The organism is Lysobacter sp. CC-YZS074 (genome assembly GCF_056739745.1).
Map to the genome: position 1 here is coordinate 645,731 of NZ_CP200301.1, position 14,048 is coordinate 659,778.

Here is a 14,048-nt window from a genome sequence, read left to right on the forward strand (position 1 = left end):
CCCTACCGGGAACGGTACTCCGTTGCGATGCGCGCTACGATCCGGGCGGCGGCGGCACCGTCGCCGTAGGGGTTCTGGGCTCCCGACATTGCAGAATGCAGTTCCTTGGAGCTTATTATCTCGTCAACGGCATTCACGATGTCTTCGGTCCGCGTGCCCACCAGCCGCGCCGCCCCGGCTGCGATCACCTCGGGGCGCTCCGTGGTTTCCCTCATGACGAGCACCGGTTTGTGAAGCGACGGAGCTTCCTCCTGGAGGCCTCCTGAGTCCGTCAGGATCAGGTGCGCGCGTTGCATTAGCCGTACGAACGGGAGATATTCCTGAGGCGCGGTCAGTATTACATCCGCCTCGCCCTCGAGCGCCCTTCTGACAGGCCCCGCGATGTTCGGGTTGGGGTGGACCGGGAAGAGGATCTGCACGTCCCCGCGGCGGGAAACCCGCTGAAGCGCAAGCAGAATTGCATCGAGCCGCGCCCCGATGTTCTCTCGGCGGTGGGCCGTAACAAGAAGCAGGCGTCTGTTGGGGTCGAGCGTTGGAAGCCGCTCGTCTACCGACGCTCGGAGAACGTCATCGGTCCTGAGCGCGCGATCGGCGAGCAAGAGAGCGTCGACTGCGGTATTTCCCGTCACTTCGATGGAGCAGGGGGCGATCCCTTCGCTGACAAGATTGCTGCGTGCCCGCTCCGTGGGGGCGAAGTGGAGCGATGACAGCGTGGCGCAGACCCGTCGGTTCATCTCCTCCGGCCAAGGCTCGTCGATGCAACCGCTTCGTAATCCCGCCTCCACATGGCCCACCGGAACCTTGGCGTAGAAGCCCGCCAACGCCGCGGCAAGGGTGGTGGTGGTATCGCCGTGAACCAGTAGGATCTGCGGCCGGTAAGTACGGATTGCCCCGGCCATGGCCGAAACAACCACCGAGGTCAGCGAGGAAAGGTCCTGATCGGGCCGCATCAATGCCAAGTCGAGATCCGGAACAATATTGAAAACGCGCAGTGCCTGGTCGAGCATGTCGCGGTGCTGCCCGGTAACCACTACCGTGACCTCAAACCCGGCATTTGCCCTTAGTGCGGCCACTACAGGAGCCATCTTGATGGCTTCGGGACGCGTCCCGAACGCCACCATCACCCGCGTCATGGAAGTTCACCCGCGTAGAGCGGATCCGAATTGCGCAAGGTGCCAGGCCGCGCGAGATGGGATGGAACAGCGATTGGAATCACGGGCAACTACTCGTCCGTTCTGAAGCGTCCAGTGCCCGCTCGCATGCGGAGAGGACCCTGTCGAGGTGCGGCTCGATTCCGAGCCACAACGGCAGGCGGACGAGCCTCTCACTGCAGGAATCGGTGACGTCCAGTGATCCGTGCGCTCGTCCAGAGCGCTGCCCCTGAGGCGTGGAGTGCAGGGGAACGTAGTGGAACACCGCGCCGATGTCCTGTGACTTCAGCGACGCTATGAAGCTCTGTCTGTGGGCAAGCGAAGGCAGGAGCACGTAATACATATGTGCATTGTGACTGCAGTCAACGGGTACGATCGGCCGGCGCAGCCGTCCAGCATCTTCCAGGCCCTTGGCCCAGGAATGATAGCTGCCCCAGATGGCCAGCCGCCGCTGCGTAATTGACTCGGCCTGCTCGAGTTGCGCGAAGAGGAAAGCGGCAACGACTTCCCCGGGGAGATAGGAGGAGCCGACATCGATCCACGTGTACTTGTCCACCTGCCCACGAAAGAACTTGCTGCGGTTCGTTCCCTTCTCGCGGATTATCTCCGCGCGCTCGCTGAATCCAGGGTCATTGACGAGCAGGGCGCCGCCCTCACCAGATATAACGTTTTTTGTTTCATGGAAGCTGAAGGCCCCGAGTGTGCCGATTGCGCCAAGAGGTCGTCCCTTGTAGGTCGACATGACTCCTTGGGCGGCATCCTCGACGACGGCCAAGCCGTGTCTCGCCGCAATGGCCATTATCCGGTCCATCTCGCATGCCACGCCGGCATAGTGCACCACGCAAATTGCCCTGGTCCTAGGGCCGATAGCTTGCTCGATAAGGCGCTCGTCTATGTTCAGGGTGTCAGGACGAATATCGACAAAAACCGGCACGGCGCCACGCAACACAAACGCGTTGGCAGTCGAGACAAAGGTGAACGAGGGCATTATCACCTCGTCGCCGGGGCGGAGATCGAGCAGCAGGGCGCTCATTTCCAGGGCGGCCGTGCAGCTGTGTGTCAGGAGGCACTTGGCCGACCCGGTGTTGGCCTCCAGCCAAGCGTGGCAGCGCTTGGTGAACACCCCGTCTCCGGAGAGGTGGCCCCGCTCATATGCTTCTTTGATCAGTTCGAGCTCGCGGCCCGACATATAGGGCTTGTTGAACGGAAGCATGGAGCTACTCTGGGTTGACAAACGGCAATGGGAGTGGCTGGTGAGTGCTCAGTCCCTGCTGAGAACAACAAGGCCGGCCACGACAAGGAGCAGCCCTACGATCTTCGGACGGGTGAGCGCTTCGCCAAATATCGGAATGGCCAGCAGCCCTACAAGCAGAAAATTTAGCGCCATGAAAGGGTAAGCGCGGCTAAGCTCCAGCCGCGACATCGCCATCATCCAGCAAAGAGCGGCGAGGAACGCGGCCAGCAGTGCGGATATGACCCAAGGACGAATTAGCAGAAGAACGATCGGCGGCCAATGCTCGATTGCCTTGAAAGGGGCGGGAGCGGGGGTCGTGACTTGCCACTTCAGGACAATTTGTCCGTACGTTGTAAGAAGAATGGTCGCAGCGACCATCAGCCAAGGGAAAGTAGTCGACAGTGACTTCATGTATTCCCTCGATACGCGTGCGGCGCATTTACGTGGTAGGTGTCGAAAGCGTGCGACAGCACCAGGCCGCAACGCGCCCAGACCCGCTGTACCCGGTAGTTCCACACCTGGGTGGAGACGAGAAGCCCGTCGAATCCCGCGTTGGCATACTCGTCGAGCAGCCTCTGCAGTAAAAGCGTGTATAAGCCACTTCCCTGTACCGCGGGGTCGACCGCATTCAGGACGATTTCCACCTCGCTCCTCTGAGCATCCTCACGGCAGGTCGCGAAGGCAACCGCGCCGCGGTCCCCGCTGACCACCCAAGTGGTTCTTCCGTGCTGCCCTTCGATATATTCGAGCGCCCATTCCACGTACCCTTCGAGGATGGCTCCGGTATCCAGAAGTGGGTTGGCATGATAATGGTTGCGATAGCCCGAGAACGCACCGCGCACCATATGGGCAATCGCGTCCAAGTCCTCCCGTGTCGCTCGACGAGTGGTGGACGGATCATCACGCTGGGTAGGGAGCTCCTGACGCTCGTGGTCCGGCAAGTGATACCGGTAGTACAACAGGGTGTCGGCATGGATCGGCACCATTCCTGCATCAACCAGTCCGCGGACCTGGCGGACGCAACCGGCCGGGCAGCGGAAGATGGCGATATCGGCGCGCAGCTCATCGAAGTCCGCCAATACCTCTGAGGCCGGGACGTCATCTCCAAGGTGCCCGCGCACGATTCTTAAGCCGAAGCGCTGCGAATCGGCGACGGACAATTCGAGGTGGCGGCCCATGGTCACGCGCCGGATCGCTCGGCGATGATGAAGTGCGGGCGAAGCTTTGCCTGGTTGTAAAGGCGTCCGACATATAGCCCGACCACGCCAATGCTGGAGAGAATGACGCTGCCAATGAGCCAGACGGATGCGACGATGCTGGTGAACCCCGCCACCTGGACGTCGCCTGCGAGATAGCGGTAGACGCTGTAGAAGGCTACAAGCGCGGCCAAGCCGGCAAAAAACAGACCCGCCTTCACCACGAGCCGCAATGGCTTGTCGGAAAAAGACAGGGCCACGTTCATTGCCAACCGGATCAGCTGTCGGAAGGTATACCCGCTGCGTCCGTGCTCGCGACGGTGGTGGGTCACGGCGACGAGCACGGTGCGAAAGCCCGTCCACCTGACGAGCAACGGAAAAAAGCGGTCCGACTCCGGCATGCTCGCAACCGCATCGATGACTTTTCGCGAATACGCGCCGAAATTCGCTGTCGTGGGATCGTAGTCGCTGTCGGTCAGCCAGCCCAGCAACCGGTAGAACAATCGCGAAGCGGTCCTCTTGAACAGGGTGTCCTGCCTTTCGGTCCGGCTGGCGAGAACGATCTCTACGTCGCCCGTTAGCGCCTCCAGCAACCTTGGAATCTCCTCCGGCCTGTCTTGCAGGTCGCAGTCCATGACCACCACCTTCTCGCCTGCCGCCACCAGCAGTCCAGCGCTGATGGCGGCGTGTTGCCCGAAGTTCCGCGAAAGCCGGATGCCACGGACATGGGAGTGGGTTTCTGTGAGTTCCTTGATGCGCGACCACGCCCGATCCGGGCTCGCGTCATCGACGAGCACGATTTCATGAGTGCCGTCGAGCGACCCGACCGCCCTGTCGATCCGCTCTACCAAACCTTCGAGGCACTCGCGGCAGCCGTAAACGGGGGAGACCACCGAAACCCTGGGCGGCATGGAATGGGTCGGTGACACGACTACAACGCCGCTTCCAACTCCGGCAACACCTTGAACAGATCCCCCACCAGCCCGTAATCGGCCACTTCGAAGATCGCCGAATCCGCGTCTTTGTTGATCGCCACGATCGTGCCGGCGTCCTTGATGCCGGTCAGGTGCTGGATCGCGCCGCTGATGCCGATAGCGATGTACAGGTCCGGTGCGATGATCTTGCCGGTCTGGCCGACCTGCATCTCGTTGGGCACGTAGCCGGCATCGACCGCCGCACGCGAGGCGCCCACGGCCGCGCCGATCCTGTCGGCGAAGTCGTAGATGATCTTGAAGTTCTCCTCCGAACCCACGCCGCGGCCACCGGAGACCACGCGCTTGGCGCTCTGCAGGTCGGGGCGGTCCGACGATCCGGCAGCCAGGCCGACGAAGCGGGTGTGGGTGGGCAACTCGGCCTGGACGTCGGCCGGTTCCACGGGGGCGCTGCCGCCTTGGCCGGCTTCCGACCAGCTCGCGGTGCGCACGGTGGCGACCACCGCGCGGTCGGCAGGCGCCTCGACGGTGATGATCGCGTTGCCGGCGTAGATCGGTCGCTTGAAGGTGTGGCTGCCTTCCACCGCCATGACATCGGTGACCTGCGGCACGCCGAGCAGCGCGGCCACGCAGGGCATCAGGTCCTTGCCGAAGGTGGTCGAGGGACCGAAGACGTGGCTGTAGCCCTCGGCCAGTTTGGCAACCTGGGGCGCCAGCACCTGGGCGATCGGGTTCGCGTTGGCATCGTTCGCGACCGTCAGCACGCGCGCCACGCCGTCGAGCTGCGCTGCTTCGGCGGCAACGGCCGCCGGATCGGCGGCCAGCACCACCACATCGATAGACTCCGGCGACAACGCCTGCGCGGCGCTCACGCACTTGGCGGTGGCGGCGTTGAGCTTGCCGTCGAGGTGTTCGGAGACGATCAGTACCTTGGCCATTACAGGAGCCCCTTCTGCTTGAGTGCGGCGACCAGTTCGGCCGCATCCTTCACCATCACGCCCTTGCTGCGCTTGGGCGGCGGCGCAAAGGTCGTGGTCTTCAGGCCTTCGCCGACCTCCACACCGAGGTCGGCAAACGCGATCGCCTCCAGCGGCTTGCTCTTGGCCTTCATGATGTCGGGCAGCTTGATGAAGCGCGGCTCATTGAGGCGCAAATCGGTGGTGACCACCGCCGGCAGGTCGACTTCCAGCGTCTCCAGGCCGGCGTCGACCTCGCGGGTCACCGTGGCCTTGCCGCCTTCGATCTCGAGCTTGCTGGCGAAGGTCGCCTGCGGCCGGCCCCAGATCGTCGCCAGCATCTGCCCGGTCTGGCTCGCATCGTCGTCGATCGCCTGCTTGCCGAGGATCACCAGGTCCGGATGTTCCTTCTCGACCAGCTTGAGGAAGGTGCGCGCGGCGGTCAGCGGCGCGATCTCCTGGCCGGCGTCGGTCACTACGTGGATGGCGCGGTTGGCGCCCATCGCCAAGCCGTTGCGCAGGTGGGCCTGGGCATCGGAAGGGGCGATCGTGGCGACCACGACCTCGGTGGCGATGCCCTTGTCGCGCAGGCGCAGGGCTTCTTCGAGCGCGATCTCGTCGAACGGGTTGGCCGACAGCTTGACGCCGTCGGTGACCACGCCGGAGCCGTCCGGCTTGACCTGGATGCGGACGTTGTAGTCCACCACGCGCTTGTAGCCGACGAGGATCTTCATCGTTTGCGGGGTCCTTTCGATGAGGGGGGCGAGGCCGACGGGCCGATGACCGCTCATTCTAGCGGAGCGGAGGTCCTACGGGCGCTGTGATCAGGTTTGCCGCAACGAAACGCTCGCCGGTCATGAATGCTGCGGGTCACGACATCGCTGGCGCAGCGCCGAAGGGCGACTGATCGCGCGGTGCGATTGATCGATCGGCTCGAAATTGCCCGGCGAGGGTGCCCGGCGTCAGCTTAGTAACGGATCTATCGGTGCAACCACGAGATGCGCTGTTTGGCTGCCTCAACCTTGTTGCGTACCATCAGTAAAAATATCACTGTTCTTTAGTGGGCCGTTCGGCGAGCTATGAAGCTGCGCTGGGCGCCGAGAGACGTGCCGGATCGAGATTGGTTGAGCTGGGGAGTGCCGTTACGCATGCACAAAATTCGCGTCCTCGGAGACCACTCCGCCTATCACTCCGGATCGGCGGCGGCCTTCCACGCCATCTCCGCCGCTTGCCAGAATGCCGGACGTCTGGTCAGGCAGGACGAGGCTTTCGATATTCTTGTCGTCAATGGCGAGGGTTCGATGCACCATGACTCAGTGACCTGCCGGAAGAAGCTGCGTGAGATCGAAGCCGCGCTTGACGAAGGAAAGGCGGTCCATCTGATGAACACCGTCTGGCAGTCCAATTCCCCAGAAGCGGCCAGGGTACTGAATCGCTGCACGCGCGTGACAGTTAGGGAAGTTATGTCGCAGGAGGAGCTAAGAAGGTTGGGGGTGAACTCGGACGTGGCTCTGGATCAATCTTTCTTCCTTCCGATCGATGAAACTGCACGGGCCACTGACTTCATCGGCGGCCCCGTGTTGACCGACTTTTTTAGCCGAGACCTGGGCACCTTCGCGAAAGTCACCACCCAATGGACCTGGGAGGTCGCCTATGTCCAGATGCATGAATGGAATTGGCATTCTCTGGTCCGGTCGCTTCGCTCGGCGAGTGTTCTCTTGACTGGCAGGCACCATGCCGTTTACGCCGCCTGCCGGGCCCGGGTACCGTTTCTTGCTCTGAAGGGGAACACTCACAAGATCGAAGGACTGATCGCTACCTCCGGTCTTGATATTCCTGTCTATGATACTTATCCGGAGTTGTTGAAGGCGTATCGTACTAAGGCGTGGTTGAAGTACGACTATGAAGCGCTGTTCGATTGGATGTATGCCCAGGAACCTTGGGAACTGATTACGTGATCCCACTACCGGAAATGTCGGCACTGCCCGGCGTGGTCAGATTTCTGGCGGGCGCCCACTGCACCGTTTTTGGCTCCGCTCCGCACCGTAAATTGCCCGATGGTTACGACAAGACCGTTGTAGTATGTGCGAACGGTGCTGGCTACGGCCTCTCGCGGTCCGCCGACCTGACAGTATTGGGCGCGGGAGTTTCACGCGCAGCGGACAAGACGAGCCGTCATACGTTGAGGAATATGAACGGCCGCAGCAGCGAGCGCGTTCTTTTCGTCCACCCGGGTACACATACCGATTATGCGGAGCGGTTTGCTGACTTCGGATTTTCGTGGCGCGTGCACGATGTCCTTACAGCTGACCAGCGGGCGACGTTCATCCGGGATCTCACCGGTTATTCTTCCGGGGGGCTTACCGGGCCCTATGCCCATTCGAATGGGATCCTTGCGCTGCTGCTGGCTGCCGCCGCTGGCGCCAAGCGCATCGATGCGTCGGGCTTTTCGTTCAACCCGGGGCACTTCTACATCACCGATGACGTGACGCCCCGAAACCACACGGACCATGACTCCCACGCGCTGGCCTGGCTTGCGGCGAACGCTCCGGTCTACTCTGCCGACCCGGAAATGCAAGGCAGATTCGGATTTCCCGATGTGCTCTCGAACCGGCCCTAGAGACGAGCGACAACACTGGCAATGCGTCCGTCGCTGGCCCGGCGTGCGGGTCATGTGCCGCCGATCGGGTGCCGGTCGGCTATTCTCACGGCACCCAAACGAAGGGGCTTTGCGATGCTGCATCCAGTAGTGCTCAGTGGCGGCAGCGGCACCCGGCTTTGGCCCCTGTCGCGGCAGAACCAGCCCAAGCAGTTCCTGGCGCTGGTCGGCGAGCGCTCGCTGTACCAGGAGACCATCCTTCGCGCCAGCAAGCTGCCGTCCGTGCGGCCGCCGGTGACGGTGTGCAGCGAGGACCACCGGTTCATGGTCGGCGAGCAGCTGCAGGCGATCGACGTCGCCAGCGGCGGCATCGTGTTGGAGCCGGTAGCGCGCAATACGGCGCCGGCGATCGCGCTGGCAGCCCTGCACGTGCTGGCGTCCGATCCGGACGCGACCATGCTGGTGATGCCCGCCGACCACCTTATCGAGGACGAGGCGGCGTTTCGCGAGGCGGTATCCACCGCGCTGGCACTGGCGAGTGAAGACTGGCTGATCGCCTTCGGCATCCAGCCGGACTACGCCGAGATCGGTTACGGCTACATTCTCCGCGGCGAACCCCTGGGCGAAGGCGGATTCCGCATCGAGCGCTTCGTCGAGAAGCCCGACCTGACGACCGCCGAACGATATCTGGCCGAAGGCACCTATGCGTGGAACTCGGGCATGTTCCTGTTCCGCGCGCAGCGCTATCTGGACGAGCTGGGCCGGCATGCGTCGGCCATCCTCGAGGCCGCCCGGAGGGCCTACGCAGCGCCCTCGGCCGATCTGGACTTCACCCGCATCGACGCGGAGGCGTTCGCCGCGAGTCCCAGCGATTCCATCGACTATGCCGTGATGGAGAAGACCGACCGCGCCGCGGTGGTGCCGGTCAGTTGCGGCTGGAGTGACATCGGTTCGTGGTCGTCGCTGTGGGCGGTTGCCGAACGCGACGCCGACGGCAACCGGTACGAGGGCGACGTGATTTCGGTGGATACCCGCGACTCGCTGGTGCGCGCGTCCGAGCGCCGCATGATCGCGACCATCGGGGTGGAGGACCTGGTCATCGTCGACACCGCCGACGCCACTCTGGTCGCGCGCAAGGACCGGGTGCAGGACGTCAAGGCCGTGGTGGACGCGCTCAAGGCCGCCGGCCGCAGCGAGCACCTGTTCCATCGCAAGGTCTACCGGCCCTGGGGCAGTTACGACTCCATCGGGGTTGGGCCGCGGTTCCAGGTCAAGCGGATCGTGGTCAAGCCCGGCGCGGCGCTGAGCCTGCAGAAGCACACGCACCGTGCCGAGCACTGGGTGGTGGTCTCCGGCGTGGCCGAGGTGACCTGCGACGAGCGCGTTTTCGAACTCCGCGAGAACGAGAGCACCTACATCCCGCGAGGGAGCGTGCATCGCCTTCGCAACCGCGGCAGCGAGCCGGTGGAGCTGATCGAGGTGCAGTCCGGCAGCTACCTGGGCGAGGACGACATCGTGCGGCTGGAGGATGTCTACGGGCGTTCGTGAGTGCCGCGGACGGGCGACGGCCGCGCGCGGCCACCTGTCCGAACGTACGGTTCGGTCCGCCGCGGGCGCCGCGCTAGACTTGCGCCTCCCCGCAAAGGAGTTGTCCCGATGGCCCAGGCCAGTACCGTCGCGCGCCCCACCGGCGAGGCGAAGAGCAAGCTCTACCCCGACGCCAAGACGGCGCTGGACGGCGTGGTCGCTGACAACCAGACGCTGGCCGTCGGCGGCTTCGGTCTGTGCGGCATCCCGGAGGCGCTGATCGCCGCGCTGCGCGACTCGGGGGTGAAGGGTCTGACCGCGATTTCCAACAACGCCGGCGTCGATGGTTTCGGCCTCGGCCTGCTGCTGGGCACCCGCCAGATCCGCAAAATGATTTCTTCCTACGTCGGCGAGAACAAGGAGTTCGAGCGCCAGTTCCTCGCTGGCGAGCTTGAACTGGAGTTCAACCCGCAGGGCACGCTGGCCGAGCGGCTGCGCGCCGGCGGCGCGGGCATCCCGGCGTTCTTCACTGCGACCGGCTACGGCACCGTGGTCGCCGAGGGCAAGGAGACCCGCGAGTTCGACGGCAAGCATTACGTGATGGAGACCGCGCTGGTCGCCGACGTGTCGCTGGTCAAGGCGTGGAAGGCCGACAAAGCCGGCAACCTGGTGTTCCGCAAAACCGCGCGCAACTTCAACCCGGCCTGCGCGATGGCCGGCAAGGTCTGCATCGCCGAGGTCGAGGAGGTCGTCGAGATTGGCGACGTCGACCCCGATCACGCGCACCTGCCGGGCATCTACGTGGACCGCATCGTGCACAACCCGACCCCCGAAAAACGCATCGAGCAGCGAACCGTGCGCCAGGGAGGCAACTGAGATGGCCTGGACCCGCGAACAGATGGCGCAGCGCGCCGCGCAGGAACTCACCGACGGCGCCTACGTCAACCTTGGCATCGGCCTGCCGACGCTGGTCGCCAACTACATCCCTGAAGGTGTCGACGTCTGGCTGCAGTCCGAGAACGGCCTGCTCGGCATCGGCCCGTTCCCGACCGAGGACGAGCTCGACGCCGACCTGATCAACGCCGGCAAGCAGACCGTCACCGCGCGCAAGGGCGCCAGCTACTTCGGCAGCCATGACAGCTTCGCGATGATCCGCGGCGGCCACATCGACCTGGCGATCCTCGGCGCGATGGAGGTCACCGACAAGGGCGACCTCGCCAACTGGATGGTGCCCGGCAAGATGGTCAAGGGGATGGGCGGCGCGATGGACCTGGTCGCCGGCGTCAAGCGCGTAGTGGTGCTGATGGAGCACACGACCAAAACCGGTGACTCCAAGATCCTGCCCGAATGCACGCTGCCGCTGACCGGCGTGGGCGTAGTGAGCCGCATCATCACCGACCTGGCGGTGATGGACGTCACCGACGCGGGGTTGAAGCTGGTGGAGCTGGCGCCGGGAGTGACGGATCAGGAGTTGCGGGAGAAGACGGCCGTCGCCTTCCAGTAGGCGTCGGTGGTGCACGGACAAGGCCGCTCTCGGGCGGCTTTGTCGTGTACGGATACCGTGATGCTCGCCGGTCATGGGCGGCGGCAGGAGCGGGCGGGTACTCTGGCCTGCATCCCGAGAACGACGCCTGGACCCGCCCATGCCGGCAGCCCGCCTCTCCCACCTCGACCGCCTCGAAGCCGAAAGCATCCACGTCCTCCGCGAGGTGGCCGCCGGGTTCCAGAACCCGGTGATGATGTATTCGGTCGGCAAGGACAGTTCGGTGCTGCTGCACCTGCTGGTCAAGGCGTTCTATCCCGCCCGGCCGCCGATCCCGCTGCTGCACGTGGATACCGGCTGGAAATTCGGCGAGATGATCGCGTTCCGCGACCAGCGGGCGCGCGAGACCGGGGTGGAGCTTCGCACCCACAACAACGCCGAGGGCGCGGCGGCCGGCATCGGGCCGGTCAGCCACGGTGCCACCGTGCATACCGACATCATGAAGACCCAGGCGCTCAAGCAGGCGCTGGACAAGTGGGGTTTCGACGCGGCCATCGGCGGCGCCCGCCGCGACGAAGAGAAATCGCGCGCGAAGGAGCGCATCTTCAGCTTCCGCAACGAGCAGCACCGGTGGGACCCGAAGAACCAGCGCCCCGAACTGTGGAACCTCTACAACACGCGGATCCACAAGGGCGAGTCGGTGCGGGTGTTTCCGATTTCCAACTGGACCGAGCTCGATGTCTGGCTCTACATCTTCCGCGAGAACATCCCGGTGCCGTCGCTGTACTTCGCCAAGGAGCGTCCCGTGGTCGAGCGCGACGGCGCGTTGATCATGGTCGACGACGACCGCCTGCCGCTGCACCCCGGCGAGAAGCCGCAGATGAGGAAGGTGCGCTTCCGCACGCTGGGCTGCTACCCGCTGACCGGGGCGATCGAGTCCGAGGCCGACACCCTCGAGGCGATCATCGCCGAGATGCTGGTATCCACCACCTCCGAACGGCAGGGCCGGGTGATTGACCAGGATCCGACCGCCTCGATGGAAAAGAAGAAGCAGGAGGGCTACTTCTGATGGGTGCGATGGGCGACAACGCACGCGCGGCCGTGGCCGCCTACCTGCAGCAGCACGAGACCAAGGACCTGCTGCGCTTCATCACCTGCGGCAGCGTCGACGACGGCAAGAGCACCCTGATCGGTCGGCTGCTGCATGACACCCGGCTGCTGCTGGACGACCAGCTCACCGCGCTGGAGGCCGACAGCCGCCGGTACGGCACCCAGAACGGCGAGATCGACTTCGCCCTGCTGGTCGACGGCCTGGCCGCGGAGCGCGAGCAGGGCATCACCATCGACGTCGCCTACCGCTTCTTCGGCACCGACAAGCGCAAGTTCATCGTCGCCGACTGCCCCGGCCACGAGCAGTACACCCGCAACATGGCCACCGGCGCCTCCACCGCCGACCTCGCCATCGTGCTGGTGGACGCGCGCAAGGGGCTGCTGACCCAGACCCGCCGGCACAGCTACATCGTGTCGCTGCTCGGCATCCGGCACGTGGTGCTGGCGGTCAACAAGATGGACCTGGTGGGTTTCGACCAGCCGACCTTCGACCGCATCTGCGACGGCTACCGCGCGCTGGCGGCGCAGCTCGGCATCGACGATGTCACCTGCATTCCGTTGTCGGCATTGCGAGGCGACAACATGCTGGAGCATTCGGCCAGCATGCCGTGGTTCCACGGGCCGACCCTGCTGCAGCACCTGGAAACCGTCGACGTCGCCCGGGAAGCGGCCGACCGCGGTTTCCGGCTGCCGGTGCAGTGGGTCTGCCGCCCGAACCAGAACTTCCGTGGCTTCGCCGGCACAGTCGTCGGTGGCGAGGTCGCGGTGGGTGACGAGGTTGCGGTGCTTCCCTCGGACCGTCGCTCACGGGTGGCGGCCATCGTCACCGCCGATGGCGACCTCGACCGTGCCCGCGCGGGGCAGGCCATCACCCTCACCCTGGCCGACGAGGTCGACGCCAGCCGCGGCGACGTCATCGCCGCCGCGAACAACCCGCCGGAGGTCTCGGACCAGTTTGCCGCCCACCTGCTCTGGCTGGGCGAGCAGTCGCTGCTGCCCGGCCGCCCCTACTGGCTGAAGATCGGCACCCGCACCGTCGGCGCCCAGGTGACGGACATCCGGCACAAGGTCGACGTGAACACCCAGGAGGAACTGGCGGCGAGGTCCCTGGATCTGAACGAGGTAGGGCGGGTCAACCTCTATCTCGACCAGCCGGTCGCGTTCGAGCCGTACGCCGACAATCGCGATCTCGGCGCTTTCGTCCTGATCGATCGCCAGACCCACGCCACCGTCGCCGCCGGCACGCTCGACTTCGCCCTGCGCCGGGCCGGCAACATCCACTGGCAGCACGTGGACGTCGACAAGGCGGCGCGGTCGCGGATCAAGCACCAGCAGCCCCGCTGCCTGTGGTTCACCGGCCTGTCGGGTTCGGGCAAGTCGACCATCGCCAACCTGGTGGAGAAGAAACTCCACGCGCTCGGGCGGCACACCTACATCCTCGACGGCGACAACATCCGCCACGGGCTCAACAAGGACCTGGGCTTCACCGACGAGGACCGGGTCGAGAACATCCGCCGCGTCGCCGAAGTCGCCAGGCTGATGGTGGACGCCGGCCTGGTCGTGCTGGTGAGCTTCATCTCGCCGTTCCGCGCGGAGCGGCGCATGGCGCGCGACATGTTCGCCGACGGCGAGTTCAACGAGGTGTACGTCAGCACGCCGCTGGAAGTGGCCGAGCGGCGTGACGTCAAGGGCCTCTACGCCAAGGCGCGGGCGGGCGAGCTCCGGAACTTCACCGGTATCGACTCGCCGTATGAGCCTCCGGTGCAGCCGGAGCTGACCCTCGACACCACCGCCCACACGGCCGAGGCGCTTGCCGACGAGCTGGTCGCGCGCATCGTCGGCGAGTGGGCCCGGTAAAGC

General features: G+C 64.7%; 14 protein-coding genes. 7 read left to right on the forward strand and 7 right to left on the reverse strand.

Translation table 11 applies throughout. From position 1 onward, the window contains the following. Positions 1 to 2: 2 nt before the first annotated feature. From wecB to U8331_RS02795, 7 genes are all read right to left on the reverse strand, one after another. Positions 3 to 1,133 carry a non-hydrolyzing UDP-N-acetylglucosamine 2-epimerase gene (gene wecB / locus U8331_RS02765; protein ID WP_481132112.1) on the reverse strand — a complete coding sequence of 377 codons (1,131 nt, stop codon included), beginning with the start codon at positions 1,131 to 1,133 and terminating at the stop codon, positions 3 to 5. A gap of 79 nt (positions 1,134 to 1,212) precedes the next feature. Next, entirely contained in the window at positions 1,213 to 2,364 is a 1,152-nt protein-coding gene (gene rffA, locus U8331_RS02770; protein WP_481132113.1) for a dTDP-4-amino-4,6-dideoxygalactose transaminase, read from the reverse strand. Between the two features lie 48 nt (positions 2,365 to 2,412). Next, positions 2,413 to 2,796, reverse strand: a complete 384-nt coding sequence (locus U8331_RS02775) for an EamA family transporter (RefSeq protein ID WP_481132114.1) — start codon at positions 2,794 to 2,796, stop codon at positions 2,413 to 2,415. Beyond that, the gene (locus U8331_RS02780) at positions 2,793 to 3,563 is read right to left on the reverse strand and encodes a GNAT family N-acetyltransferase (protein ID WP_481132115.1); all 771 of its coding nucleotides are present in this window, start codon (positions 3,561 to 3,563) and stop codon (positions 2,793 to 2,795) included. Before U8331_RS02780 ends, U8331_RS02775 begins: the two co-directional genes overlap by 4 nt. Positions 3,564 to 3,565: 2 nt before the next feature. Beyond that, positions 3,566 to 4,492 (reverse strand): glycosyltransferase family 2 protein, encoded by a 927-nt coding sequence (locus U8331_RS02785; protein ID WP_481132116.1) that lies wholly within the window; start codon positions 4,490 to 4,492, stop codon positions 3,566 to 3,568. Positions 4,493 to 4,512: 20 nt separating this feature from the next. Next, positions 4,513 to 5,451: an electron transfer flavoprotein subunit alpha/FixB family protein gene (locus tag U8331_RS02790; RefSeq protein ID WP_481132117.1), complete on the reverse strand. Its 939-nt coding sequence runs from the start codon at positions 5,449 to 5,451 to the stop codon at positions 4,513 to 4,515. Next, complete coding sequence (locus tag U8331_RS02795) at positions 5,451 to 6,203, reverse strand: electron transfer flavoprotein subunit beta/FixA family protein (RefSeq protein WP_481132118.1); 753 nt, start codon at positions 6,201 to 6,203, stop codon at positions 5,451 to 5,453. The genes U8331_RS02790 and U8331_RS02795 overlap by 1 nt, the downstream gene beginning before the upstream one ends. 414 nt (positions 6,204 to 6,617) lie before the next feature. Here U8331_RS02795 and U8331_RS02800 point away from each other — a divergent pair, with 414 nt between their 5' ends. The 7 genes from U8331_RS02800 (at position 6,618) to cysN (ending at position 14,045) form a co-directional block, all read left to right on the forward strand. Beyond that, positions 6,618 to 7,427 carry a polysaccharide pyruvyl transferase family protein gene (locus tag U8331_RS02800; protein ID WP_481132119.1) on the forward strand — a complete coding sequence of 270 codons (810 nt, stop codon included), beginning with the start codon at positions 6,618 to 6,620 and terminating at the stop codon, positions 7,425 to 7,427. Positions 7,428 to 7,441: 14 nt separating this feature from the next. Continuing rightward, the gene (locus U8331_RS02805) at positions 7,442 to 8,089 is read left to right on the forward strand and encodes a hypothetical protein (RefSeq protein ID WP_481132120.1); all 648 of its coding nucleotides are present in this window, start codon (positions 7,442 to 7,444) and stop codon (positions 8,087 to 8,089) included. 114 nt (positions 8,090 to 8,203) lie between these two features. Beyond that, positions 8,204 to 9,616, forward strand: a complete 1,413-nt coding sequence (locus U8331_RS02810; RefSeq protein ID WP_481132121.1) for a mannose-1-phosphate guanylyltransferase/mannose-6-phosphate isomerase — start codon at positions 8,204 to 8,206, stop codon at positions 9,614 to 9,616. 108 nt (positions 9,617 to 9,724) lie between these two features. Beyond that, complete coding sequence (locus U8331_RS02815; protein WP_481132122.1) at positions 9,725 to 10,471, forward strand: CoA transferase subunit A; 747 nt, start codon at positions 9,725 to 9,727, stop codon at positions 10,469 to 10,471. 1 nt (position 10,472) lies between these two features. Continuing rightward, complete coding sequence (locus U8331_RS02820; RefSeq protein WP_481132123.1) at positions 10,473 to 11,099, forward strand: CoA transferase subunit B; 627 nt, start codon at positions 10,473 to 10,475, stop codon at positions 11,097 to 11,099. 139 nt (positions 11,100 to 11,238) lie between these two features. Beyond that, a complete protein-coding gene (cysD, locus tag U8331_RS02825; RefSeq protein WP_481132124.1) occupies positions 11,239 to 12,147 on the forward strand; it encodes a sulfate adenylyltransferase subunit CysD in 909 nt (302 codons plus the stop codon). Continuing rightward, positions 12,147 to 14,045, forward strand: coding sequence for a sulfate adenylyltransferase subunit CysN (gene cysN / locus U8331_RS02830; RefSeq protein ID WP_481132125.1), 1,899 nt, complete (start codon positions 12,147 to 12,149; stop codon positions 14,043 to 14,045). Before cysD ends, cysN begins: the two co-directional genes overlap by 1 nt. The last annotated feature ends 3 nt before the right edge of the window (positions 14,046 to 14,048 follow it).

What these genes read in the sequence shown, in the direction of transcription:
- U8331_RS02795 (WP_481132118.1), bottom strand. Translation starts at nt 6,203, where the DNA reads ATGAAGATCCTCGTCGGCTACAAGCGCGTGGTGGACTACAACGTCCGC.
- U8331_RS02810 (WP_481132121.1), top strand. Translation starts at nt 8,204, where the DNA reads ATGCTGCATCCAGTAGTGCTCAGTGGCGGCAGCGGCACCCGGCTTTGG.
- U8331_RS02790 (WP_481132117.1), bottom strand. Translation starts at nt 5,451, where the DNA reads ATGGCCAAGGTACTGATCGTCTCCGAACACCTCGACGGCAAGCTCAAC.
- U8331_RS02800 (WP_481132119.1), top strand. Translation starts at nt 6,618, where the DNA reads ATGCACAAAATTCGCGTCCTCGGAGACCACTCCGCCTATCACTCCGGA.
- U8331_RS02780 (WP_481132115.1), bottom strand. Translation starts at nt 3,563, where the DNA reads ATGGGCCGCCACCTCGAATTGTCCGTCGCCGATTCGCAGCGCTTCGGC.
- cysN (WP_481132125.1), top strand. Translation starts at nt 12,147, where the DNA reads ATGGGTGCGATGGGCGACAACGCACGCGCGGCCGTGGCCGCCTACCTG.
- U8331_RS02820 (WP_481132123.1), top strand. Translation starts at nt 10,473, where the DNA reads ATGGCCTGGACCCGCGAACAGATGGCGCAGCGCGCCGCGCAGGAACTC.
- cysD (WP_481132124.1), top strand. Translation starts at nt 11,239, where the DNA reads ATGCCGGCAGCCCGCCTCTCCCACCTCGACCGCCTCGAAGCCGAAAGC.
- rffA (WP_481132113.1), bottom strand. Translation starts at nt 2,364, where the DNA reads ATGCTTCCGTTCAACAAGCCCTATATGTCGGGCCGCGAGCTCGAACTG.
- U8331_RS02775 (WP_481132114.1), bottom strand. Translation starts at nt 2,796, where the DNA reads ATGAAGTCACTGTCGACTACTTTCCCTTGGCTGATGGTCGCTGCGACC.
- U8331_RS02815 (WP_481132122.1), top strand. Translation starts at nt 9,725, where the DNA reads ATGGCCCAGGCCAGTACCGTCGCGCGCCCCACCGGCGAGGCGAAGAGC.
- wecB (WP_481132112.1), bottom strand. Translation starts at nt 1,133, where the DNA reads ATGACGCGGGTGATGGTGGCGTTCGGGACGCGTCCCGAAGCCATCAAG.
- U8331_RS02785 (WP_481132116.1), bottom strand. Translation starts at nt 4,492, where the DNA reads ATGCCGCCCAGGGTTTCGGTGGTCTCCCCCGTTTACGGCTGCCGCGAG.
- U8331_RS02805 (WP_481132120.1), top strand. Translation starts at nt 7,442, where the DNA reads ATGTCGGCACTGCCCGGCGTGGTCAGATTTCTGGCGGGCGCCCACTGC.